The sequence below is a fragment of the Brevibacillus sp. FSL K6-0770 genome, assembly GCF_038000275.1.
Taxonomy (GTDB): Bacteria; Bacillota; Bacilli; order Brevibacillales; family Brevibacillaceae; genus Brevibacillus; species Brevibacillus parabrevis.
Window position 1 is genome coordinate 5,831,867 of the sequence record NZ_JBBOBQ010000001.1, and the last position, 21,349, is coordinate 5,853,215.

Sequence of the window (21,349 nt, forward strand, 5' to 3'; positions counted from 1 at the left end):
GCCAGCCAAACTGGTGCCGCTTTCGTTCCCTCCATTATAGAAAATGCAGCTTGCCACGACAACGAAAGCTGCCCATACAGGCACTTTCGTCGCATAGCCAAAATCTTGGCAATATGTAAAAATACGCTAAGAAGCGCCACATGGGCTAAGACTCCCAAAACGGAAAGGATGATTCGTTTGATCCCCGCAGTTGGAGATATTTACTGCGTTTTCGTAGAAAAGCTGCAAAAATATACCGCGTGCCAAGTGACTTCGTTCAAGGAGTCCGGCTCCGGCAAATCCTCCAAGCTGATCAGCCTGCTCGAACTGGACTGGCTGAGCGACACGCTCCCTGATGAAGCCGAGTTGTTGACGATGAAGCCGCTATCCTGCGACTTTTATTTTTGGAACAACAACTTGCAGCATAGCTATGTCGAGGCTGCCGTACCGAAAGACTACATCAAGGCAGGGAATATCCCGCCGCTCCTTCCGGGAGAAACAAACAGCTACGGCACCTGGAATGTCGGCGGCAGCATCTACCGCCAATGGCAGTGGGAGCAAATTCCCGCAGAGAAGCGCCAACTGTTCAAGCAAGCCGCAAAGGATGACGCGCTCATCACCTTGGGAACCAGGAGCCTTCGCCGCTCCACCAATGTCGTTTGGGAAGACATGCTGGCCGAGCTTGATGATGTTTCCGAGCTGGAAAAACTCCCGTGCCTCACCAAAATCCATGCAGCAGAAGCATCAGCTTCCTTGCTGGCTTTTGTCAAAAACAATCCGTTTATAATTGAGCTTCACCTGGGCAAAACGCCGATGTCGTCCATCGACCTCAACGGCAGCCAGATTCGCAAGTTGTTTATACAAAATGCCCAAGGACTGGAGAAGCTGACGCTCAACAAAGGGCTGACCAATTTGACGATGGGCAACGACATCTCACCCGACTTGCATATAGAGGCGGACGAGGGCGGCTATTGGTTGAGTGCTGGATTTACCTCATCTCCTCCAGACTTTCACGGATTGCCCCGTTTGGCAGGACTTCATCTGCATCAGGTGACGGAGCTGGACTTGCTGCCTATCGCCCAACGCTTTCCGGAATTGCAAGAAATGCGTCTGTGGGGAAAACCGGGAACGATCAGCAACCTCGACAGCATCAGTCAGTTGAGCAAGCTTGCTTCCTTTTCGACGTACGACATATTCGGCTTTTTGCCAGACCAGTTTCCGCCGCCGGAACAATTGCCAAAGCTCTCGACACTGTGGATGACCAGCTTGCCAGCAGATGCCGCCAAAAGCATCAAGACTGCCTACAAACAGGAGAGCAAACGCGGCCTGAATCTGTCCATCACGAAGCCGCGCAATTCGGAATGGCTCGCAAACAACTTGACCAATCCGTTCCGCGATTGGGATGGCAGGGAGAATATTACGGCGGCACAAGCCAAAAAAGCGGCTGATCAGTACAAAAAGACTGCGACTGCCCTCACCGCCTTGCAAAAACAGGCCAGCGAGCTTCCGAAAGCGGCCGACCTCGAAGCTGCCTTGCTTGAGCTGGTTGAAGCGTACACTTTGGCCTTTAACAAAATGGATCGGCGCACAGGCTTTATCGAAACAGTCGAGCGGGAAGAAATTTATGTCGTGCTGCACGACCTGCTAGATTCGACCAAGCAAAGCCTTGCCGCACAAGGACTCGCCATCGACCTCGCGCCTCTGTTCGAGCGCTTTGACCAATTGCGCGACTTTTAGAGCGCGGGCTTTTGTATGCACCACGTACTCATGCAGCGCTGCCCGGCTACATTTACCGTTTTGATCGGCTCCACAAAAATGCCCTGCAAGTCAGCTGTCGCTTGGAGCATCCGCTCTTCGTTTACGAGAAAACGCGTACTGCCATCCGGGAGCAAATACCGCTCATCGCCCAAATGCTGCACGGCATGCTCAATCCCGATGGAAGAAGCCAGACGCATGAAAAGTACGCCGCCTGGCGCAAGCACCCGCCACAGTTCTTGCAGCATCTGCCGGAAATGCTGATCATTTTCCGCAAAATGAAGGACAGCGTTGCTGATGACAAACTGGAACTGCTCGTCGGCAAAGCTCATGTTGTCAACCGCTTCTACGCGCGCACGATCTGCTGCCCAATCGCTCGCTGCCAGCTCCGTTGCGAGCTTGTGCACGCTTTCTACTGCCTTGGCGGACTGATCCACGGCGTAAACCTTATAGCCATTGCGCAAAAAGTAAACGAGGTTGCGCCCTGAGCCGCAGCCTGCGTCGAGAATGCGCATCTGCTTTTGTATCCGCCCTTTTAGCAACTGATCAAACAAATAAATGTCTATATTGCCAAACTGCTCGATTACTTCCATGCCCGATCCCTCCTGCGTTTTTGTATGCTACTTTACGATAAAAGACGGCTGCCATGCTTCGCCTCAACAGATCACAGGGACTGTTGGGGCTTTTTCGTTTGTCGGATTTAAAAGATTTCATATGCGACAGAGAGAGTTGACAACACTAGATTACGAATGTAATCTATAACTGTCGATCGACTACAATTGTAATCCAAGGAGGACTGTCGTTAATGGATGATCATCCGCGAATTTCCGATGCCGAATGGGAGATTATGAAGGTCCTCTGGGCCAAATCCCCGGCTGCGGCATCTGAAGTGATTGCTGCCTTGCGCGACAACAAGACCTGGAAGGAAAAGACCATCAAGACATTGCTCAGCCGCCTTTTGCAAAAGGGCGTCATTTCGTTTGAACAAATCAATCGCGTCTATTATTACTCGCCTGTGCTCGGCGAAGAAGAATGCAAGCGAACCGAGCGGCAGTCTTTTTTGCAGCGCGTCTACGGGGGAGCGCTAAAGCCGATGCTCGTCCACTTTTTGCAGGAAGAGAAACTCTCAGCCAAGGAAATAGAAGAGTTGAAAAATATTTTGGCGGAGAAGGAGAAATAGCTCTGTGGAATGGCTAGTCTCGCTCCTGCACGCGACATTTTCCTGGATTTCGCTCAACTCCCTGCAAGCAAGCTTTCTGGTGCTGGTGATTTTGCTGTTCAAGCTGATTTTGGGCGGATATTTGCCTGCCCGCTTTCACTATGGCGTCTGGTTTCTGCTGATCATCAAGCTGGCCGTCCCTTTGTCTCTCGCAAGTCCGCTCAGTCTCTTTAATTGGCTGCCAGCTGCCTTTTCCACACCCGTGCCATATCCGTCCTCCCGAGCTGGAACCGCTGCTTTGCAAGTCGATGTTCCTCTTCAGCCGCCGCATTTTGTCGCGCATCCAGATACATATACATACATGCCGGAAGAGGCACGTTTCTTTTGGTTCGACCCGCTCTCTTTTTTGTGGCTGCTCGGGGTCATTGTTTTTGCTGTTGCGACAGCCTGGTCCGCCCGCAGCTTTTCGGCACGCAAATTGGACATTCAGCCAGTGCAAGACGTTGCGATTTTACAACTGTATGCGAATTGCAAAAAGCAGCTAGGTATCGCCGCTTCTATTCCGTTGTCGATCAGCAGCGCCGTGACAAGTCCTGCCTTGCTGGGGATTTGGCGGCCGCGGATTCTTTTGCCCGCGCTGTTTTTGGAAAAGCTCGATGCAGACGAATTGCGCCATATTTTCTTGCACGAGCTTTGTCACTACAAACGGCATGACATCGCTGTGAACGGCCTGGCACACGCGCTGCTGATTCTAAACTGGTTCAATCCGCTGATGTGGTACGCCGTTTTCCGCATGAGGCAAGATCAGGAGGTTGCTTGCGACGCCATGACCCTTGCTTGTTTGCGCGAATCGGAAGTGACAGCGTACGGCTACACCATGGTCAAAGCGCTGGAATTGTATGCGAACCCACAACAAAGCGCCCTGACCGCCGGATTTGCCAGTTCAAAAAAATACATCAAAAGGAGAATCCACATGATCCGTCGATTTCAAAGGACCACGTATGCATGGGCCGCTTTCAGCATAAGCGCCATTATCGCTTTGGGCGCATTCACTTTGACAGGCGCCCAGGAAACATGGGGCAAAGAGCCGCTGTTCCACCTGCCTGTCGCGGGTGAGGTTGTAAGTGGCGGCGAGCAGTACGCCATTTCCATCATGAATAAAGAGGGCACCCCTGTCAAAGCGTCTGCCGCCGGAACTGTAATCAAAGCCGCTTATGATGCAAAATCGGGGAATCATGTTGTCGTTGCGCATGAAGACGGCTACCAAACCGTTTACGCGCATCTGGAAAAGCTGGAGGTCGAGCAAGGCGCACTCGTCGCCCAAGACCAGCTTATCGGGTTGCTGGGAAGCACGGGCCGCAGCACGGGGCCGCATCTTCTTTTCCAGATGACCAAAGATGGAGCGCCTGTTGATCCGTTGAAATATTTGCCGCAATAAGCTGCTCACTGATAGAACATACGATGGAAGGCTCCGCCACTGTGTTGTGTGCGAAGCCTTTTTTCTTTTTTGGGCGGCGCTTTGCAGTTTGCTTCTTCGGTACTTTAGGCGTGACGTGGAAAGAGGCTGGCGGTGGTCGGCGCGAGTTTTAATAAAACGCCAAATGCGAATACATAAAAGAAAACCTGGTCTGGGTAACGCTTTGCAGTTTGCTTCATCGGTACTTTAGACGTGGCGAGGAAAGAGACGAATCGCTGTAGCTTCTTGGGATACCCTCTGTGGGTCTAGACTGCACGGCTCCGGGGAAAAAGCGAAACCGCGTCAAAAGTAGAGGACTCAGAGAAGCGGACGCACGTTGACGCTTAAAATCGTGTTTCGCTTTTTCCTCGGAACCTCGGTCGGTATCCCAAAGAGCTTTCGCGGATTTCGTCTCTTTCCTCGTCAGGGGCTAGTTGTTGTCATCGGAAGTTTCAAGGAAAAATGCCAATGCATAAAAGCTTGCTTGGGGTAATGCTTTGTAGATTGCGTCATCGGTACTTTAGACGTGGCGAGGAAAGAGACGAATCGCTGTAGCTTCTTGGGATACCCCCTGTGGGTCTAGACTGCACGGCTCCGGGGAAAAAGCGAAACCGCGTCAAAAGTAGAGGACTCAGAGAAGCGGACGCACGTTGACGCTTAAAATCGTGTTTCGCTTTTTCCTCGGAACCTCGGTCGGTATCCCAAAGAGCTTTCGCGGATTTCGTCTCTTTCCTCGTCAGGGGCTGGTTGTGGTCGGCGGGAGTTTCAAGGAAAAATGCCAATGCCAAAAAGCTTGCTCGGGCTGACGCTTTGTAGTTTGCTTCATCGGTACTTTAGGCGTGGCGAGGAAAGAGACGAATCGCTGTAGCTTCTTGGGATACCCCCTGTGGGTCTAGACTGCACGGCTCCGGGGAAAAAGCGAAACCGCGTCAAAAGCAGCGGACTCAGAGAAGCGGGGGCACGTTGACGCTTAAAACCGTGTTTCGCTTTTTCCTCGGAACCTCGGTCGGTATCCCAAAGAGCTTTCGCGGATTTCGTCTCTTTCCTCGTCAGGGGCTGGTTGTGGTCGGCGCGGGTTTCAAAGGAAATGCCAATGCCAAAAAGCTTGTTTGAGCTGACGCTTTGTAGTCTGCGTGATCGGGGATTTCAAAAAAACACAGAAACATGAGCAAGAGTCTTCTTGAAGACGGTCGCTTCATACAACCCGTTCATGAAAAAACTTGTTCAATTTCTGCTCTGGATTTTCCCCCCTGATCAACCATCCAAAAGCGATGTCCGACCAAAGCCACACGTTGGCCGAGGAAACAGGAGAAACAAGCGAAAGGGCTTTGGGACTCCTACCGAGACGGAGGTGAAAAAGGAAAACACGCCTTTAAGCGGCAACGTGCGTCCGCTTCCTCGATCTCGCTGCTTTTGACGCGGTTTTCCTTTTTCGCCGGAGACGGCCAGTCCGCGCTTCCCTGCTAGAGGCCCACGTCCCTACAGCGGTTTCTCCTGTTTCCTCCCTCCTCCACAGCCGCGATCAACAACCGTACTGAAAATTTCCACCCCAGATCAATCTTTCAAAAAACCACGATCCGCCCAAAGCCTAACAGTCATCAATCCCAATCCCGCCAGCCAAAATACCGCCTGGCCAACGCTTTAAATCTAGCTTCGTCAATGCTCTCCTTCGTCACACGCCCATCGACCCACTCGGTAAACGTGGCATTCGTCAAAGTGATGTTTCCCGTAGGCGTCAACTGCGTCAGCAATGGGCTTTTGTTGAAAGGAGACTCGGCGTGATCAGCGATAATCGTCTGAATCTCATCGCATTCGAATAGCCCGGCAATCGGCCTTTCGGGGTCGAAAGCATACCCGATTCTCCACTCGGTATCCTTGTGCTTCAACTTCATCTCCAGCACATGGCTCCCATACTCGCTGTCCGTTCTGCCTACACGAAACTCTCCATTAGCAGAAGTCACCGTCTCACCGCTCAACGGAACAGGCTTCAGCGGCAAGTTCCCGCCAAACCCGGTGTCCACTAGATACTGCCGCCCTTGATGACGGAGCACAATCGTCAGATGCGTGCGTCCAATCGTTAAAAAGGCTCGTTCCGCAGGCTTATACACGACCCCTCTGGTCAAAACGGCATCAAAGCCGTTTTCCAGCAAAAAGAAATACAAAAGCGAGTTAAGCTCGTAGCACAGCCCGCCTTCCCGCTCCACCAATATTTTGCTCATCACATTTTCTTTGGTGATCGCTTTCGTTTGTTGCTCGATGACGCGCATATTTTCAAAAGGGATAGCCAGCGCTGCTTTTTCCAGAACCAAGTCCAGCTTTTCAAAAGGAATCGTCTCAGTTTCTGGAATGCCAATTCGTTGCCGAAACAAAGTATCGAACTCACCCATTTTGTCGCCCTCCTATATGCCAGCTATATGCCCAGCAGTTTCAGCTTGCGGTACAGCGTGCGGATTCCGATTCCCAGCTCTTCCGATACTTTCTGCTTTCCTTTCAGATCGGTTCCGTGCTTTTGCAAAGCAGCGCGGATCGCGTCCGCTTGCACATCAGCGACGCGCGCCTTGATCGCAGTCGTCGCAGCAGAGTGGCCAGTGACCAACCGACTGCGCAGCCGGGGTGGCAAACTGCCTGGCGTGATGACGGAATCGCTCTCCATGTTCATCGCATATTCGATCGCGTTTTCCAGCTCTCTGACATTTCCCGGCCAGTCATACGCCTTGAGCACAGCCAACGTATTGGGGGAAAAGCCGAAAAAGCTGCGCCCCGTTTTCGTCACGCATTTTTGCAAAAAGGCATTCGCCAGCGGCTCGATATCCTCCCGTCTTTCGGCAAGCGGCGGAACGTGGAGCGGAATGACGTTCAGCCGATAGTAAAGGTCGGCGCGAAATGCCTTGTTCGCCACCAGCTCCTCCAAATTCTGATTCGTGGCCGCGATGACGCGAACGTTGATCGGAAACGCTCTCGTTCCACCGACACGCTCCACCACCATTTCCTGCAATACGCGCAGCAGCTTCGCTTGCAAAGACAGCGGCATATCGCCAATCTCGTCGAGAAACAGCGTCCCGCCATCTGCCAACTCGAATCGTCCCGGCTTGCCGCCTTTTTTGGCCCCTGTAAAAGCTCCGTCCTCATAGCCAAACAGTTCGCTTTCAAACAAGCTCTCGGGAATGCTCGCACAGTTGATCGCTACAAACGGATAAAACGCCCTGTTGCCGGAATCATGGATCGCTTTGGCCAGATGCCCTTTTCCCGTTCCTGTTTCACCTGTGATCAGCACCGTAGAGCTGCTGTCCTTGATCTTCCTTGCGATTTCCTTGACCTCGCGAATCGCCTCGCTGCTGCCAACCAGATGATCCAAGCCCTCATCTCTCAGAGACAGTGAACGTCGCTGCCCCGCTTGCGGCAGCGCAGTCGCAGGAGACTCCCGCGGGACGCGCAAAACCCCGCCGATCAGTTGGTTGTCGACAACGATTGGCGTCGCCTCCGCCGAAGCATCGAGCTTGTCGACAAGACAGTTGGCGACTGGCAAATAGTGCGCCGCCATGCCTGACAAGGACGGCAAAAACATCCGCGAGATGTCGGCGGGAAGCAGCTCGTTTTGGGCCAAAAGCATACGGGCGCTGGTGTTAGTATGGATGATATTGCCGCTGCGGTCAAAAGTCAGGTACGCGTCGTTCAGCGTATCAAGCGCCCCTTCCAGCAAAAGCTTTTCTTCATCGGCAGAGCTGGTTTGGGTAGCCGAATGAGTCTGGACGATCGTCGTAATCAACTCGCTTATTTCCAGCAAAATTTGCTGGTATTTCTCTGTATGCTTGGACAGGCGCTGCTGCCCTTCTTTTGTAAAAGACGTGAGGGAAACAATCCCAATCGCCTGATCCGCAATCTTGATCGACGAGAGCAGCTCGACCTTTGCCGGACAACTGTCAAGAAAACGGCAGCCCTCGCACATTTCCATAAAACCCGGTTTGTCTACGAGAAACTGGCCTTTTGACAAGATGAACTGCAGCGAAGGAATATGCACATGGTTGCCCTTCTGTTTCAGATAGCGCTCTGTGCTGACCACCAGCAAACCACGTTCGTTGATGACGGCTGCATCGACGTTTAAAATGTCCGAAATGCCAGTGATCACTTTTTCGATAGCCGGCTTGTAGCGTTCCAGCGAAAGCATGCGCATCCCCCTTTGTTTCCTCTTCCTTTTAGTTTATTAAAAATTCAGATACCTTACAATCAAATTGCCTTTTGCCGTGTCAAAAATGGCAAATCGTTTGTCAATCGTGGCAAACAATACGTGTCTGCGCTTCTGGCGAAGAACGGCATAATCGCCATTTCTGGCATCAGACTGGCAGCGGAACTCGGAAAATCGTTGCCAAAAAAATATTGGCACAGAGCTTGCAACATGTAAGATCACAAAAGCAAAAGAAATGAAACAGCCAGGGAGGATCGATCAACCTTGCCAAACGTTAACGATATTTTTCAACTGGATGGAAAAATTGCCTTGGTCACAGGCGGCGCTTCCGGCATCGGCCTTGCCACTGCAAAGCGTCTCGCTCAATTCGGCGTCAAGGTCATGCTGCTCGACATCAATCAGGAGCTTGGAGAAAAAGCCGCAGGCGAGATTAACGAGTCTGGCGGGTTCGCCCAGTTTTTTATGTGCAACGTCGTTTCCCAAGCTGATTGTCAGCGAGTGGCCGAGTCGGTGGAGCAAGCTTTTGGCCGCATCGATATTTTGTTCAACAACGCTGGCGTCATCCGGCGCAAAACGGTCGTCGAGCTGGCGGAAGACGAGTGGGATCTCGTCATCGATGTATCGCTCAAAGGGGCGTACAACCTGTCCAAGTTCGTCATTCCAATCATGGCGAAAAACGGCGGCGGCAGCATTATCAACACAGGCTCCGGCTGGGGCATCAAAGGCGGCGACAAGGCAGCAGCCTACTGCGCAGCCAAAGCAGGCATCGTCAACCTGACAAGGGCGATGGCAATCGATCACGGCCCGGAGAACATTCGCGTCAACTGCGTTTCGCCTGGCGATACGGACACGCCACTGCTGCGGGAAGAAGCTCGCCAGCTGAATAAGGAAGAAGGGGCTTTCCTCGTCTCCTCCGCGCAGGGCCGACCTTTGGAGCGTCTTGGCACGCCAAAAGATATCGCCAACGCCGTCCTGTTTTTTGCCAGTGACCTCTCGACTTGGGTGACAGGCTCCGTGCTGGTCGTAGATGGCGGCGGGCTGGCCTAGAAGCGGCTTTCCGTTCTTACATTCTTACATGACAGAAAAGTATGAAAAAATGGAGGGACACATACATGAGCGCCAAACCTTTTGCACATCCGTACATCCCGAACTCAGCGCCCGCTGTCAAAGAGCAGATGCTGAAGGAAATCGGGCTAGGCAGCATTGAGGAGATTTTTGCTGACATTCCGCAGGAGCTGCGCCTGAAAGAAAAAATGAACATTCCCCCTGCTTTGACCGAATACGAGCTGGAGCGACACGTCAACCAGCTCATGAACAAAAACATTACGACGAAAGAATACATCAGCTTTCTCGGGGCTGGCTGCTGGCCTCACTTCATTCCGGCTGTGTGCGACGAAATCAACTCTCGCGCCGAGTTTCTGACCGCTTATGCAGGTGAGCCATACGAGGACAAAGGACGTTTTCAAGCCCTGTTTGAATACCAGAGCCTGGTTGCCGAGTTGGTCGACATGGATGTCGTCAACGTTCCGACCTTTGACTGGGCGCAGGCTGCTTCTACTGCGCTGCGCATGGCGGCGCGCATTACGAAGCGCACCGAGCTGTTGCTCCCGAAAAACATCCATCCCGACAAGCTGCTGATCATCCGAAACTACACCTCCCCTGATCTGACGCTTACACTGGTAGACTTCACGGAAGATACCGGAGCTATCGATCTGGCAGACTTGCAGGCGAAGCTTGGCCCTAACACTGCCGCTGTCTATTTTGAAAATCCGTCCTTCCTCGGCTCGCTGGAAACGAACGGGCAATTGATTGCAGACCTCGCCCACGCTGCCGGGGCCTTGTGTGTCGTCGGTGTCGACCCAAGCTCGCTCGGTGTCATGGAAGCGCCCGCCAACTACGGAGCGGATATCGTGTGCGGCGATTTGCAACCGCTCGGTGTCCACATGCATTACGGCGGCGGTCAATCCGGGTTTATCGCGACGCACGACGATCCAACCTTCGTCATGGAATACCCTTCCCGCCTGTTCGGCATCGCGCCGACAGAAGTCGAAGGCGAGTATGGCTTCGGCGATGTGGCGTACGACCGCACCTCTTTTGCCAAACGGGAAAAAGGCAAGGAATCTGTCGGTACGCAAACCGCCCTGTGGGGAATTACCGCAGGCGTGTATTTGGCGACCATGGGACCGGACGGCATGGAAGAGCTTGGACAGGGCATCATGCAACGCTCCCAGTACGCCGCGAAGCAGCTCGCCTCCTTGCCTGGCGTCGAGCTGAAGTTTTCCGGTCCGTTTTTCAAAGAATTTGTCATCGACTTTTCGCAAACAGGCAAAACGGTCAAGGAGATCAACGCGGCTCTGCTCTCTCGCGGCATTTTCGGCGGCGTCGACCTGACCGCGCACGATCCGCAGCTTGAGCAATGCGCTCTTTTCTGCGTGACAGAAGTCCATTCCAAGGAAGAGATCGACGCGCTCGCTACTGCGCTTGCAAGCATCGTGTAAACAGGAAAAGGAGGAGAACAACGATGAAAACATCCGAAGGAACGATCGGGAAAATGAAGCGGATTCCCCGCGATCACAAAGTCAGACGCTTCCACCAGGCCAAGTGGGATGAGCCTGTCATTTTTGAACTGAGCCAGCCCGGCGAGCGAGGAGTCGAGGTTCCCCGCGTCGAGCAGGAGATTGTCGCATCTGTCGGAGACGGTGTGTCTCAGCTTCCAGACAGTCTGCGCCGCAAAAAGCGCCCCAATCTCCCGCAAATCAGCCAGTTCCGTGTGATTCGCCACTATTCCCGCCTGTCGCAGGAGGTGCTCGGCGCGGACTTTAACGTCGAGATCGGCCAAGGCACATGCACGATGAAATACTCGCCGAAAATCAACGAGCGCTTCGCCCGCTCGCCCAAAATGGCGGAGCTGCACCCTTTGCAAGACGAGTCCACCGTTCAGGGCATGCTGGAAATCACCTACAAGCTCGACCTGTTTTTGCGCGAAGTATCCGGCATGGACAAATTCTCCTTCCAGCCGGGCAGCGGCACGCAGGCACTGCTTACGCAAGCCTCCATCGTCCGCAAATACCACGAATCCCGCGGCGAGGGCGAGCTGCGCAACGAGTTTTTGACAACGCACTTTTCTCACCCTTCGCAAGCCGCAACTGCCGCAGTCAAAGGCTTCAAAATCATTTACGTGCCTGCCGACGAAAACGGCTACCCTGATCTGGAGGCGCTGAAAGGGCTCGTGTCGGAACGGACGGCTGCTTTTGCCGTAGCCAATCCGGAAGACACTGGCATCTACAACTCCCGCATCAAGGAATTTACCGACGTGGTTCACGCCGCAGGAGGGCTTTGCTGCTACGACCAGGCAAACGCCAACGGTTTGCTCGGCATTACCCGCGCCTTGGAAGCTGGCTTCGACATGTGCTTCTTCAACCTGCACAAAACCTTTTCCATCCCCCATGCCTGCGGCGGCCCTGCGACTGGAGCCATCGGCGTGACGGAAAAGCTGGAGGAGTTCCTGCCGGGTCCGCTCGTCGACTTCGACGGAGAGCGTTATTACTACAAGCGAGAATTGAAAAACAGCATCGGCAAAGTCCGCAGCTTCTACGGCGTGCCGCCGGCTGTCCTGCGCGCCTACGCCTGGATTCGGGCGCTCGGAGCGGAAGGGCTGGAAGAAGCAGCGAAAATCGCCTGCCTCAACAACAATTACTTGTACCACAAAATTTTGCAGATTCGCGGCGCCAGTGCCCCGTATATCAAGGGCCGCCGGCTGGAACAGGTTCGCTACAGCTGGCAGAAGCTCACCGAAGACACGGGCGTCACGACTTACGATGTCCAGCGGCGCATGGCCGACTTCGCCCACCATTACTGGACCAGCCATCACCCTTATATCGTGCCGGAGCCGTTCACGCTGGAACCGACCGAGTCGTATTCCAAAGCCGAGCTGGACGAATACATCGCAGCCTTGACCCACATCTCCCAGGAAGCATACGAAAATCCGGAAATCGTCCAAACCGCCCCCCACAACAGCACAGGCCACCGCGTCATCGAATCGGTGCTGGACGATCCCGAACAGTGGGCGATTACATGGAGAGCCTATTTGAAAAAAACGGATAAGGAATAGGGCGTTCTGCGCCCTGATTTCTTCATGGTGTTCCAGCAGTACCCTTAGCTCGTATTGTTTTGTTAGACAAAACAACCAGTGTGATTCCACGAAAGGAACCACACTGGTTGTTTCTTACCCAAGGTTTTTTCTGTATGTATCCTTGTATCTTTTTTCATACTCACATATAACGGATAGTTGCTTTGTATGAAACGATTCAGCAATTCCGTATTGAATAAGGCAAGAAAAATACTCTCTACATAATGCAAACAACTTATCTATCCATTCTTTCTCTGGCAATTCAGCCTGTACAATCGTATTTCCGTCTTTTACAGCTGTTAACAACAGTTTGTTTTCACCCGTTTGTCTCAGACCGATTGTAATTACGCCAAGACCGTAAATGTCTTCGCTAATTGTTTTTTTGGCACTCAAGTAGTAATCCTCAACCACGGCAATCAATTGCGTTAGCAGCCTGACATCACAAAAACGGAAATCAGATACTGACTTACCTTGATACGTGATCAAAAGTGCCTCTAAAAAATTGCTATCGCTTGGATCTATGGCTCTCTGAATTCCACTTTTGTTCTGAATAGAGAAAAAGGAAGTGTTTGCTTCTCTTTCGATAAAGCGAAAATCGATGTCATCTGAAGGTACAGCAATATGTAACCTCATATCAACCATACGAATGGGAACTCCTTATCTCGTTACGTTTTTTCCTTATACTCCGCTTTACCCGCCGCTCCCCTGCCCGCCAATCGCAACCACACTCCAGTTCGCATTGACAGTCGCCTTGACCACTTTTCGTTCCAGCAAGTACGTCGCCAGCAGTTCCGCGATCTCGATCGCCAGCTCGCGAACGACTGGCTTGTGCTGGAACATCGTGTAGTTGCCGCCCCCACCCGCACGGTAATGATTCATGACGACCTCGTACTCGGCAGCCATCTCAAGCGGCTCGTGCTCTTGCGTCAAAAATTCGATTCGCTGTCCGATCGGCTTCGCGACATTGATCCGGTATTCGATGCCTTCCCACATGTCATAGTTGTAGTGCTGCGGCTTTGGTGCGAGAAAGCGCGGGCTGACGACGATTTCTCCCGTCTCGTTCAGATCAAAGTAGCCTGCCGTCTGCTCCAATGCATCCTTGATATCCTGTCCGGTCACACGCAATACTTTTAGCGTATTCGGATAAATGTAGTTGCTGACGATATCGCGCATGGTCACGTTTTCCGCAAATCCGGCTGCGGCATTGTCAAACAGCGCCGTACTCGAAATCGCCGCCCCTGACATCTCGATCTGCACCCGATTGATAAACTCGATGAACGGATGCTCCTGCAATCTCGCCGCCAGCGGATCAGTTATGCGCATATTGCCTTCAATTCGACCGATTGGCTGATCCAGCCATTGCTGCGTCTCTGCCTCGTAATCCGCTGCCAGCTCCAACAGGGACGCATCTGGCTGCACGCCCTCTGCCGACAGCAGACTGACCTGTTTTTGCCTAATCTCCCATCGCGACTCCTTTGCCCGCAAATTCAGGACGACTTTTCCCGCCATCCGTCCTTCGTGCCCCGGCTGCACGATCGCGACACCGTGAACAGTGGCAGCGAGCATCCGATGCTGATGTCCCGTCAGCAAAACATCGATGCCCTCGACAGATGCGCACAGCTCGTATCCTTGATTCTCCGTAGTGAGCGGTTCGGTCGGTTCCCCTGTCTCGGCATCCCGTTCCAACCCGCCGTGATAGGCGACCACAACAACGTCGACCGCTTCTTCTTCGCGCAAAAAGCGCACCCAGTAGCGGGCCGTTTCGACCGGATCGCGAAACTGAATGCCAGCAATATGCGCCGGATTTTCCCAATGCGGGATATAAGAAGTAGTCAGGCCGATTATGCCTATCGCAAGTCCGTTTGCGAAGCGCTTGACTGTGTACGCTCGGCCAAAAAAGGGCTTTCCGTCCGCATCGGTCAAATTCGCGCACAGCCAGGGGAAGCGGCTTTCGCTCATCGCCTTTTGCAAAAACGGCAACCCGTAATTAAACTCATGGTTTCCCGGTATAGCGGCATCATAGCCCAATTCGTTCAGACAGAGAATCATCGGGTTCGGCTGCTCGTGGCTGATGCGGGCATGGTGATAGGCAAGCGGCGTACCTTGGATCAGGTCGCCACAGTCGATGACAAGCAACTGATCCGCCCGCTGTTTCTCTTCCCTGATTCGGGTTGCCAGTTTGGCCAATCCCAGCTCTTTTGGCTCATGATTGGCATAAGAATGCGGGAAAATGCTCCCGTGCAAATCACTCGTTTGCAAAATCGTCAAGGTGCATTCCTGATCAGGTGCCAGCATGTTGATTCACTCCGTTCTCTCTCGCGCTTCTTCCCCTATCATAGCGGATTCGCCTGCTGAAAAACCGCTTTTCACAAGAGCTTTACGGTAATTTGACAATCGTCCCAACCATGTTTGATCTGATCAAATTTGTTCATCCATGCCCTGCTCTTCAACCTTTTTGTCGCTCCGGTCAGGCGGGCGGTGCAAGCTTCTTTGCAGTCGCTGCTCAATGATTCGCGGCTGCTCCGTCTTCAACAGGTGGACGATGTAAAACAAGGTGCCTATAATAACGCAAAATCCAGAAAACAGCCGCCCTGTTCACAGACGACTGTTGTCTCATACTCGCTTGGCTAGATCACTTTTTTCACCGTGAAAAAGAACGGAATCAACACTTTCGATTGCGGGAACTCGAAGCCGAGCTGCCACGCGCCTACACCGCGCAGACGGTACTCGTAAACCAGCCTGTATTTTTCAGCGCGGCCGCGCACGTTTTCGAACCAGACAATGTGCTTCCTCCCATTTTCATCCCAGTACGTAAAATGCGGCTGCTGGTACTCGGCAGAAAACTGGATCGGCACCGAGTAGCGCATCGATAACTGGACAGCATCGGCTACTCTCACAGGCTGCGCGCTCACGACGTTGTCTCCCTGCATCATCCAGTTGTAGCCGTAACGCGCGACTCCCAAAATGATTTTTTTCCGGCTCATCTGGGAAATGGCGTACTCGATCGTGCGGCGCACTTCCCCAATCGGGGCGACTGGGCCAGGCTCGCTTCCTGCTTCATGGTAGTCATACGTCATGAGAAAAACGAAGTCCACTGCCGCGCCGATCCCTTTGTAGTCGTAGCCTTTCAGCCACTCGACTTCATCGTTTGTCTTCGCAGGCAGCGCGACCGAAAGAAAGTAACCGTGCGGCTTCAACCTCTGCCGCAAAGCGCGCAGGAAGTTCGTATACAAATCGCGTTCCTGCGGGCGAACCAGCTCGAAGTCAATGTTTACGCCCGCGTAATTTTTCGTCCGCACCAGTGTGTAAATGTTGTCGATCAGACGTTGGGTCTGCTCGCGACTGTTCAGGATTTGCCGAACCAGCTCTGCATTGAAGCCCGTTGCCGTCAGATTGGTAATGACGGCCAGCGGCGCAACACGATGCCGTCTGCTGGCACGAATGACAGCCGCATCGTCCAGCTGGCTAAGAGCACCCCCAGGCAAAAGATGGTGCTCGAAAATGCCGTAATACGTGTTGTTCGCGGCTGAATTGACGATGATTTTCTCGTCATTTTCCGGTGTCGTCAGCAGCAAATAACTGAAGTTTTCCACTGGATACTTGGCTCTGGTTGGCAGTCTGAGCCTTTTGCCGGGAGTAAGCGCGTACGAAGTCAGTCCGTTCGCTTCCTGCAACGCCTTTGGAGTCACAAAACTCATCTGGGCGATGGCATACAGCGAATCGCCTGGCTGGACGATGTATGTTTTTGTCGGGATAACCAAATCCTGCCCGGGCACGAGCGTCGTTACTGTCAAACCGTTGGTCGATTGCAAGACCGCCATCGGAACCTCGAATTTCGCGGCGACAGAATAGAGAGAATCACCCGGTTTTACTGTGTAGATGAACATGTAGACGCTCCTTTTTGCCATTTCATACGATGTACATTTATATGAGGCAGGCGATCAAAAGGAGCTTGCACCCATTGCGATCCGACGTAGCGGGATAAGCAGCACGCAAAAAAGTGCCCAGCCGGGAGCTTCCTTCCCAGCCAGACACTTTTCTCGATCAAGATGACGCCACACTGTCACTCGCCTGAAAAAACCGTTCCACCAGCTCTGGCGAAACATCTGCCAACGTGCGGTACGCATAACGCGGAGAGCGGTCCTTGTCGATGAGCACCGAGCGCACCCCTTCAAAAAAATCGGGATGGCGCATGAAGTTTTGCGCAAGCACGAGGTCAGTCGCAAAGCATTCTTCTCTCGTCTTGTTTTTTCCGTCAATCAGCTGCTTCAAGGTGACTTTCAGCGAGCTTGGTGATTTTGAGAGCAAAGCTTCGATCGTTTCTCTCGCAAACTCGCTCTCTTCTGCTGCCAGGGACGCAACGATTTCCTCCAGCGTGGCAAAAGCAAAATGACGATCAATCTGCTCGCGCACTCCGGCAAGCCTCCCTGCCCCTGCCAGATTTTCTGCATAGGTAGCCACAAGCCTGTTCAACTCAGCCTCCGTTCCGTCTCCCGCCGCTGACCAATCCTTTCGCTCCAGCGCAAGCAGAAACGATTCCAGCCGCTCACTCGCCATATACGCGTCTGCTGCCTGGCTGTACAATACATCGGGAGCCTGAATGATCGCGGCAGTCAAGGCGAGATACTTGCCGATTTGTCCTGGCGCTTGATTCAAAAAATAGGCGGCACCTACATCGGGGAAAAAGCCGATATTCATTTCCGGCATGGACCACTTCGTGCGTTCCGTCACAATGCGGTGGCTGGCACCGTAAGTCAACCCTACGCCTCCACCCATCACCACCCCGTCGAGGACGGCGACCACTGGCTTGGCGAACTCGTAAATCAACTGGTCCACCTGATATTCGTCCGCAAAAAAACGGACAGCTTTTTCCATGGCTTCTGCACTTGTATTCGCTTCGTACAGCGCTTTGATATCCCCGCCAGCGCAAAGCCCCTTCGACCCTTCGCCTTTTACAACCACCAGCCGAACCTGCTCATCACTCGCCCACTCTTGCAAACGTTGTCCAATCGCTGCAATCATCTCGTGCGTAAGCGAATTGATTGCCTTGGGACGATTCAGCGTGATCGTCGCCAGACCGTGTTCGCCAACGGAAAACAGAACGTCTTGTGTCATCAAATCTCCTCCTGTCAGGAATGAGTAAACTGCGGCTGCCGCTTCTCGATAAAAGCTTGGATGCCTTCTTTGGCATCTGCGGTCGCGAACAGCTCGGCGAATTTCTCCCGCTCTTTCTCCAAACCTTCCGCCAAGCTGCCTTGACCGCTATGCGTAATGCACGCAAGCGCTCGCGTCACACTTGTCATGCTCTTCCCTTCGATGAGCGACTGGGCGACGATCGTCGCTGTAGGCAGCAGCTCTTCCAAAGGCACGACAGCCTGCACCAGGTTGAGGCTGGCCGCTTCCTCCGCCGTCAGCTGTTTGCTGCTCAAAATGAGCTGCGTCGCGAGCGCCGTGCCGACTACTTTACTGAGCCGCTGTGTTCCGCCAAAAGCCGGAATCAAGCCCAGCTTCAACTCAGGCAAGCCTACAATCGCATTTTGCGCAGCGATCCGGTAGTGGCAGCCAAGCGCCAATTCCAGCCCGCCGCCCAGTGCAGGGCCATTGATTGCGGCAATGACAGGCTTTTGCATGTTTTCGACTTCATTGCACAGAGCCTGCCCGGCCGCGGCCAGAGCAAGCGCTTTTTCCGGATCGCCGAATGCCGAAACAAATTCCTTGATATCCGCCCCTGCTACAAAAAAGCGGCCCGCTCCCGTCAAGATGATGGCCTTCGTCTCTTCATCCTGGTCCAGCTCCCGAAAAAGGGCGCGCAGCTCATGAATGCACGCCGACGATAGCGTATTTGCTGGCGCGTGATCGATCTCCACCGTTGTGACTCCGGCGTCCTTTTTGACCTTGGCAAATGCGTACATGTTCATCTTTCCTCCCTTCGTTCTGCACACTTCCCGCTACACAAAATAACGCGCGCGATTCGTGATCTCTTTGGCAATCGCCCGTTTTTTTACAAACAGATTTTCGTAGAGGGGCACCGGAAGATTGCGAATTTGCTGGAGGATTTCCGCCCGCTTCTGCGCATCCGTCTCCGCGCCGGATACAAGCGATATCGCCGCTTCCTCTACCCGCCGATACCCTTCCTCGCACAATACATCTGCGACGGCTTGCTTGATCGCTTCTTTACCCGGACCGTTCGTACGGATGGCCTTTTGCGTACGGAGCAGTGCCGATTCCATGACGTACAAGTCCTTCACGATGTCAGCCAAGAGGCGCAAATACTCTTGCTCCTGGTCAACCTGTAGCGCGGAATGCCCAATCGTGTACAAAGACTGCTGACACAAACGTCTGGCAAACGCGACAAACCGTTCGTTTCGCCCGGCTTCACCGCCAGCGATCACCGGAGAGAGTGGAAGTGATTCGGGGCTGCCTGCATATTTTTTCATTAAAATTTTGCCAATCGTCAATCGGTTGATTTCGTTGGTTCCCTCAAAAATCCGGCTGATTCTGGCATCGCGATACAGACGTTCTACCTCGTATTCCTGCATGTAGCCATACCCGCCATGTATTTGCACAGCCTCGTCCACGGCTTGATCCTGCACTTCGGAGCCGTACACTTTATTGATCGCGCACTCCATGGCAAAATCGGCAAGCTTTTTGAGCATGTCTTCGCTGTCGCTTACGGCTTGCAAAGCGTCATCCAGCGCCCCGGCTGTCCGGTAGGCTGCGCTTTCGGCTCCGTAGATGGACACCGCCATATTGGCGATTTTCTCCTGGATCATCGTGAAGTCGACGAGCGATTTTTGAAATTGCTTGCGGACTTTTCCGTACGTGACCGCCAGTTGTAGCGCTTGTTTGGCCGAGCCGATGTTGGAAAACGCCAGCTTTAGCCGCGCCATGTTCAAAATGTTCAGCGCGACCCGATGGCCTTGCCCCGGTTTGCCGAGGACATTTGCCTGCGGAACATGCACATCCTCCAACAGCAACGTAGCCGTGGACGAGCCTTTGATCCCCATTTTTTTCTCTTCCGGCCCGACAGACACTCCCGGATACGTCCGTTCCACGATAAACGCCGTCATGCCTTCGCTCGTATTGGCAAAAACAACGTACACATTCGCCAACTGCGCGTTTGTAATCCACTGTTTTTCCCCGTTCAAAATCCAGCCAGTTCCATCCTCGTTCAACACCGCGCTCGTTCTCGCGTGCAACGCGTCAGATCCGGCATTGGACTCTGTCAATGCGTACGCGCCGATCCATTCTCCCGCGGCGAGCTTGGGCAAGTAGCTTTGCTTCTGCTCCTCCGTGCCAAAATAGACGTACGGCAAAGTTCCCACACCTGCATGAATGTTGAAGGACACGCTGAACGACCCGGCAAACCCCATCTTTTCCGCGACCAGTCCCGCGACTTTTTTGTTCAGGGAAAGCCCGCCGTATTGCTCGGGCACCTCGATCCCGAGCAGGCCAAGCTCGCCTGCCTTGCCAAACAACTTACTCCCTGCGGCATAATCGTGTTGCTCGATCGCCATCATTTTCGGGGCCACATCTTGTTTGACAAACAACTCGGTCGTTTTGGCGATAAGCTGATCTTCCTCGGTAAAATCTTCGGGCGTAAACCCATCCTGATACCAGCGCAGCTCGGCTGTTTCCATCCTGCCCCCTCCTTTCACCTGCAAACAAAAGAGAAAAAAGGCGATGATCCGATTCACAGCAAGCAGTCATTTTGCTCAAGGATGCGTATCATCGCCTCTTATGGTGTGCCGTCAACGATGTGTCTGGCGCTATTGTTCGTCTGTGAGAACCGTCTTGGCTATCCGGTTGTCCAGCTCCTCATATCGGTAGTACGAGATCACCTCGTACAGCTCGCTGCGGGTCTGCATGTCGGACAGCGCTGCTTTTTGCGTCCCGTGCGTCTTGATCAGCGAGAAAATGCGTTCATACGCTTTCGCGGCTGCCCGAAGCGACGTCACGGGATAGATGACCATTTGGTAGCCCATCTCGGCAAACTGCTGCGCCGAATAGTACGGCGTTTTTCCAAATTCGGTCATGTTGGCGAGCAAAGGCACCTTGATCTTTTCCGCGAACAAACGGAACTCCGCCTCCGATTCCAGCGCTTCCGGAAAAACGGCATCCGCTCCCGCTTCCACATACGCGACGGCTCGCGCAATCGCTGCCTCCAGTCCCTCCACAGAACGCGCATCTGTCCGTGCCACAATCAGTAAAGTAGGGGCGACTTCTTTCATGACGCTGATTTTTTGCGCCATTTCTTCGGTTGTGACCAACTGCTTCCCGTTCAAGTGACCGCACTTTTTTGGAAGCTGCTGATCCTCGATCTGAACCGCCGCGACGTGAGCTTCGACCATTTCCCGCGCGGTGCGGGCCGCGTTCAGCACGCCGCCAAATCCCGTATCGATATCGACCAGCACAGGCAAGTTGGTGGCTCGTACGAGGTCTTTCGCGCGTTCAGCCGTTTCGGATGAAGTGACGATGCCCAAATCCGGCAAGCCCCTGCTCGCGGTATAGGCAGCCCCTGACAAGTACAGAGCCGAAAAGCCCGCCTGTTTGGCGACGATAGCAGCCATTGCGTCGTGCGCTCCGGGTATTTGCAAAATGTCAGGCGCCGACATGAGCGAGCGCAGCTGCTCAGCCAGATCTTTTTGCGTCATAGGTTGATCCACGATCCACGCCAAGCCAAACGCC

General features: G+C 53.4%; 16 protein-coding genes. 6 read left to right on the top strand and 10 right to left on the bottom strand.

The annotated features are described in order from the left end of the window. The first annotated feature begins 168 nt into the window (after window positions 1–168). The gene (locus NST23_RS27605; RefSeq protein WP_340965051.1) at window positions 169–1,716 is read left to right on the top strand and encodes a hypothetical protein; all 1,548 of its coding nucleotides are present in this window, start codon (window positions 169–171) and stop codon (window positions 1,714–1,716) included. Here NST23_RS27605 and NST23_RS27610 read toward each other — a convergent pair. After that, window positions 1,713–2,327: a class I SAM-dependent methyltransferase gene (locus NST23_RS27610; protein ID WP_122962355.1), complete on the bottom strand. Its 615-nt coding sequence runs from the start codon at window positions 2,325–2,327 to the stop codon at window positions 1,713–1,715. The genes NST23_RS27605 and NST23_RS27610 overlap by 4 nt on opposite strands. Window positions 2,328–2,539: 212 nt before the next feature. Between NST23_RS27610 and NST23_RS27615 the strand changes: the two genes are divergently transcribed. Together NST23_RS27615 and NST23_RS27620 are read left to right on the top strand one after the other, a co-directional pair. Further along, window positions 2,540–2,914, top strand: a complete 375-nt coding sequence (locus tag NST23_RS27615) for a BlaI/MecI/CopY family transcriptional regulator (RefSeq protein WP_173598964.1) — start codon at window positions 2,540–2,542, stop codon at window positions 2,912–2,914. A 4-nt stretch (window positions 2,915–2,918) separates the two neighbouring features. Then, window positions 2,919–4,331, top strand: coding sequence for a M56 family metallopeptidase (locus NST23_RS27620; RefSeq protein WP_340965056.1), 1,413 nt, complete (start codon window positions 2,919–2,921; stop codon window positions 4,329–4,331). Between the two features lie 1,616 nt (window positions 4,332–5,947). Here NST23_RS27620 and NST23_RS27625 read toward each other — a convergent pair. Together NST23_RS27625 and NST23_RS27630 are read right to left on the bottom strand one after the other, a co-directional pair. Beyond that, the gene (locus NST23_RS27625; RefSeq protein WP_122962352.1) at window positions 5,948–6,736 is read right to left on the bottom strand and encodes an arylamine N-acetyltransferase family protein; all 789 of its coding nucleotides are present in this window, start codon (window positions 6,734–6,736) and stop codon (window positions 5,948–5,950) included. Window positions 6,737–6,759: 23 nt separating this feature from the next. Beyond that, a complete protein-coding gene (locus NST23_RS27630) occupies window positions 6,760–8,514 on the bottom strand; it encodes a sigma-54 interaction domain-containing protein (protein WP_173597266.1) in 1,755 nt (584 codons plus the stop codon). Window positions 8,515–8,796: 282 nt separating this feature from the next. Between NST23_RS27630 and NST23_RS27635 the strand changes: the two genes are divergently transcribed. The 3 genes from NST23_RS27635 (at window position 8,797) to gcvPB (ending at window position 12,643) form a co-directional block, all read left to right on the top strand. Beyond that, window positions 8,797–9,579 (top strand): SDR family NAD(P)-dependent oxidoreductase, encoded by a 783-nt coding sequence (locus NST23_RS27635; protein WP_173597265.1) that lies wholly within the window; start codon window positions 8,797–8,799, stop codon window positions 9,577–9,579. Window positions 9,580–9,644: 65 nt separating this feature from the next. Next, window positions 9,645–11,030, top strand: a complete 1,386-nt coding sequence (gcvPA, locus tag NST23_RS27640; protein WP_173597264.1) for an aminomethyl-transferring glycine dehydrogenase subunit GcvPA — start codon at window positions 9,645–9,647, stop codon at window positions 11,028–11,030. A gap of 23 nt (window positions 11,031–11,053) precedes the next feature. Then, window positions 11,054–12,643 (top strand): aminomethyl-transferring glycine dehydrogenase subunit GcvPB, encoded by a 1,590-nt coding sequence (gene gcvPB, locus NST23_RS27645; RefSeq protein WP_122962348.1) that lies wholly within the window; start codon window positions 11,054–11,056, stop codon window positions 12,641–12,643. Between the two features lie 114 nt (window positions 12,644–12,757). Here gcvPB and NST23_RS27650 read toward each other — a convergent pair whose 3' ends face one another. The 7 genes from NST23_RS27650 to prpB form a co-directional block, all read right to left on the bottom strand. Then, window positions 12,758–13,303: a hypothetical protein gene (locus NST23_RS27650; RefSeq protein ID WP_122962347.1), complete on the bottom strand. Its 546-nt coding sequence runs from the start codon at window positions 13,301–13,303 to the stop codon at window positions 12,758–12,760. Between the two features lie 48 nt (window positions 13,304–13,351). Then, on the bottom strand, window positions 13,352–14,956 hold the full coding sequence (locus NST23_RS27655) for a bifunctional metallophosphatase/5'-nucleotidase (RefSeq protein ID WP_340965058.1): 1,605 nt from the start codon (window positions 14,954–14,956) through the stop codon (window positions 13,352–13,354). 332 nt (window positions 14,957–15,288) lie between these two features. Continuing rightward, a complete protein-coding gene (locus NST23_RS27660; RefSeq protein WP_242773584.1) occupies window positions 15,289–16,548 on the bottom strand; it encodes a glycosyl hydrolase family 18 protein in 1,260 nt (419 codons plus the stop codon). Between the two features lie 157 nt (window positions 16,549–16,705). Further along, window positions 16,706–17,776, bottom strand: a complete 1,071-nt coding sequence (locus NST23_RS27665) for an enoyl-CoA hydratase/isomerase family protein (RefSeq protein ID WP_340965061.1) — start codon at window positions 17,774–17,776, stop codon at window positions 16,706–16,708. A 14-nt stretch (window positions 17,777–17,790) separates the two neighbouring features. Further along, window positions 17,791–18,579, bottom strand: a complete 789-nt coding sequence (locus NST23_RS27670; RefSeq protein ID WP_340965065.1) for an enoyl-CoA hydratase-related protein — start codon at window positions 18,577–18,579, stop codon at window positions 17,791–17,793. A 30-nt stretch (window positions 18,580–18,609) separates the two neighbouring features. Then, window positions 18,610–20,301, bottom strand: a complete 1,692-nt coding sequence (locus tag NST23_RS27675; RefSeq protein ID WP_280648808.1) for an acyl-CoA dehydrogenase family protein — start codon at window positions 20,299–20,301, stop codon at window positions 18,610–18,612. 129 nt (window positions 20,302–20,430) lie between these two features. Beyond that, on the bottom strand, window positions 20,431–21,339 hold the full coding sequence (gene prpB / locus NST23_RS27680; protein WP_173598952.1) for a methylisocitrate lyase: 909 nt from the start codon (window positions 21,337–21,339) through the stop codon (window positions 20,431–20,433). Between the last annotated feature and the right edge of the window lie 10 nt (window positions 21,340–21,349).

What these genes read in the sequence shown, in the direction of transcription:
- NST23_RS27605 (WP_340965051.1), top strand. Translation starts at nt 169, where the DNA reads ATGATTCGTTTGATCCCCGCAGTTGGAGATATTTACTGCGTTTTCGTA.
- NST23_RS27610 (WP_122962355.1), bottom strand. Translation starts at nt 2,327, where the DNA reads ATGGAAGTAATCGAGCAGTTTGGCAATATAGACATTTATTTGTTTGAT.
- NST23_RS27615 (WP_173598964.1), top strand. Translation starts at nt 2,540, where the DNA reads ATGGATGATCATCCGCGAATTTCCGATGCCGAATGGGAGATTATGAAG.
- NST23_RS27625 (WP_122962352.1), bottom strand. Translation starts at nt 6,736, where the DNA reads ATGGGTGAGTTCGATACTTTGTTTCGGCAACGAATTGGCATTCCAGAA.
- NST23_RS27630 (WP_173597266.1), bottom strand. Translation starts at nt 8,514, where the DNA reads ATGCTTTCGCTGGAACGCTACAAGCCGGCTATCGAAAAAGTGATCACT.
- gcvPA (WP_173597264.1), top strand. Translation starts at nt 9,645, where the DNA reads ATGAGCGCCAAACCTTTTGCACATCCGTACATCCCGAACTCAGCGCCC.
- gcvPB (WP_122962348.1), top strand. Translation starts at nt 11,054, where the DNA reads ATGAAAACATCCGAAGGAACGATCGGGAAAATGAAGCGGATTCCCCGC.
- NST23_RS27650 (WP_122962347.1), bottom strand. Translation starts at nt 13,303, where the DNA reads ATGGTTGATATGAGGTTACATATTGCTGTACCTTCAGATGACATCGAT.
- NST23_RS27655 (WP_340965058.1), bottom strand. Translation starts at nt 14,956, where the DNA reads ATGCTGGCACCTGATCAGGAATGCACCTTGACGATTTTGCAAACGAGT.
- NST23_RS27660 (WP_242773584.1), bottom strand. Translation starts at nt 16,548, where the DNA reads ATGTTCATCTACACAGTAAAACCGGGTGATTCTCTCTATTCTGTCGCC.
- NST23_RS27665 (WP_340965061.1), bottom strand. Translation starts at nt 17,776, where the DNA reads ATGACACAAGACGTTCTGTTTTCCGTTGGCGAACACGGTCTGGCGACG.
- NST23_RS27670 (WP_340965065.1), bottom strand. Translation starts at nt 18,579, where the DNA reads ATGAACATGTACGCATTTGCCAAGGTCAAAAAGGACGCCGGAGTCACA.
- NST23_RS27675 (WP_280648808.1), bottom strand. Translation starts at nt 20,301, where the DNA reads ATGGAAACAGCCGAGCTGCGCTGGTATCAGGATGGGTTTACGCCCGAA.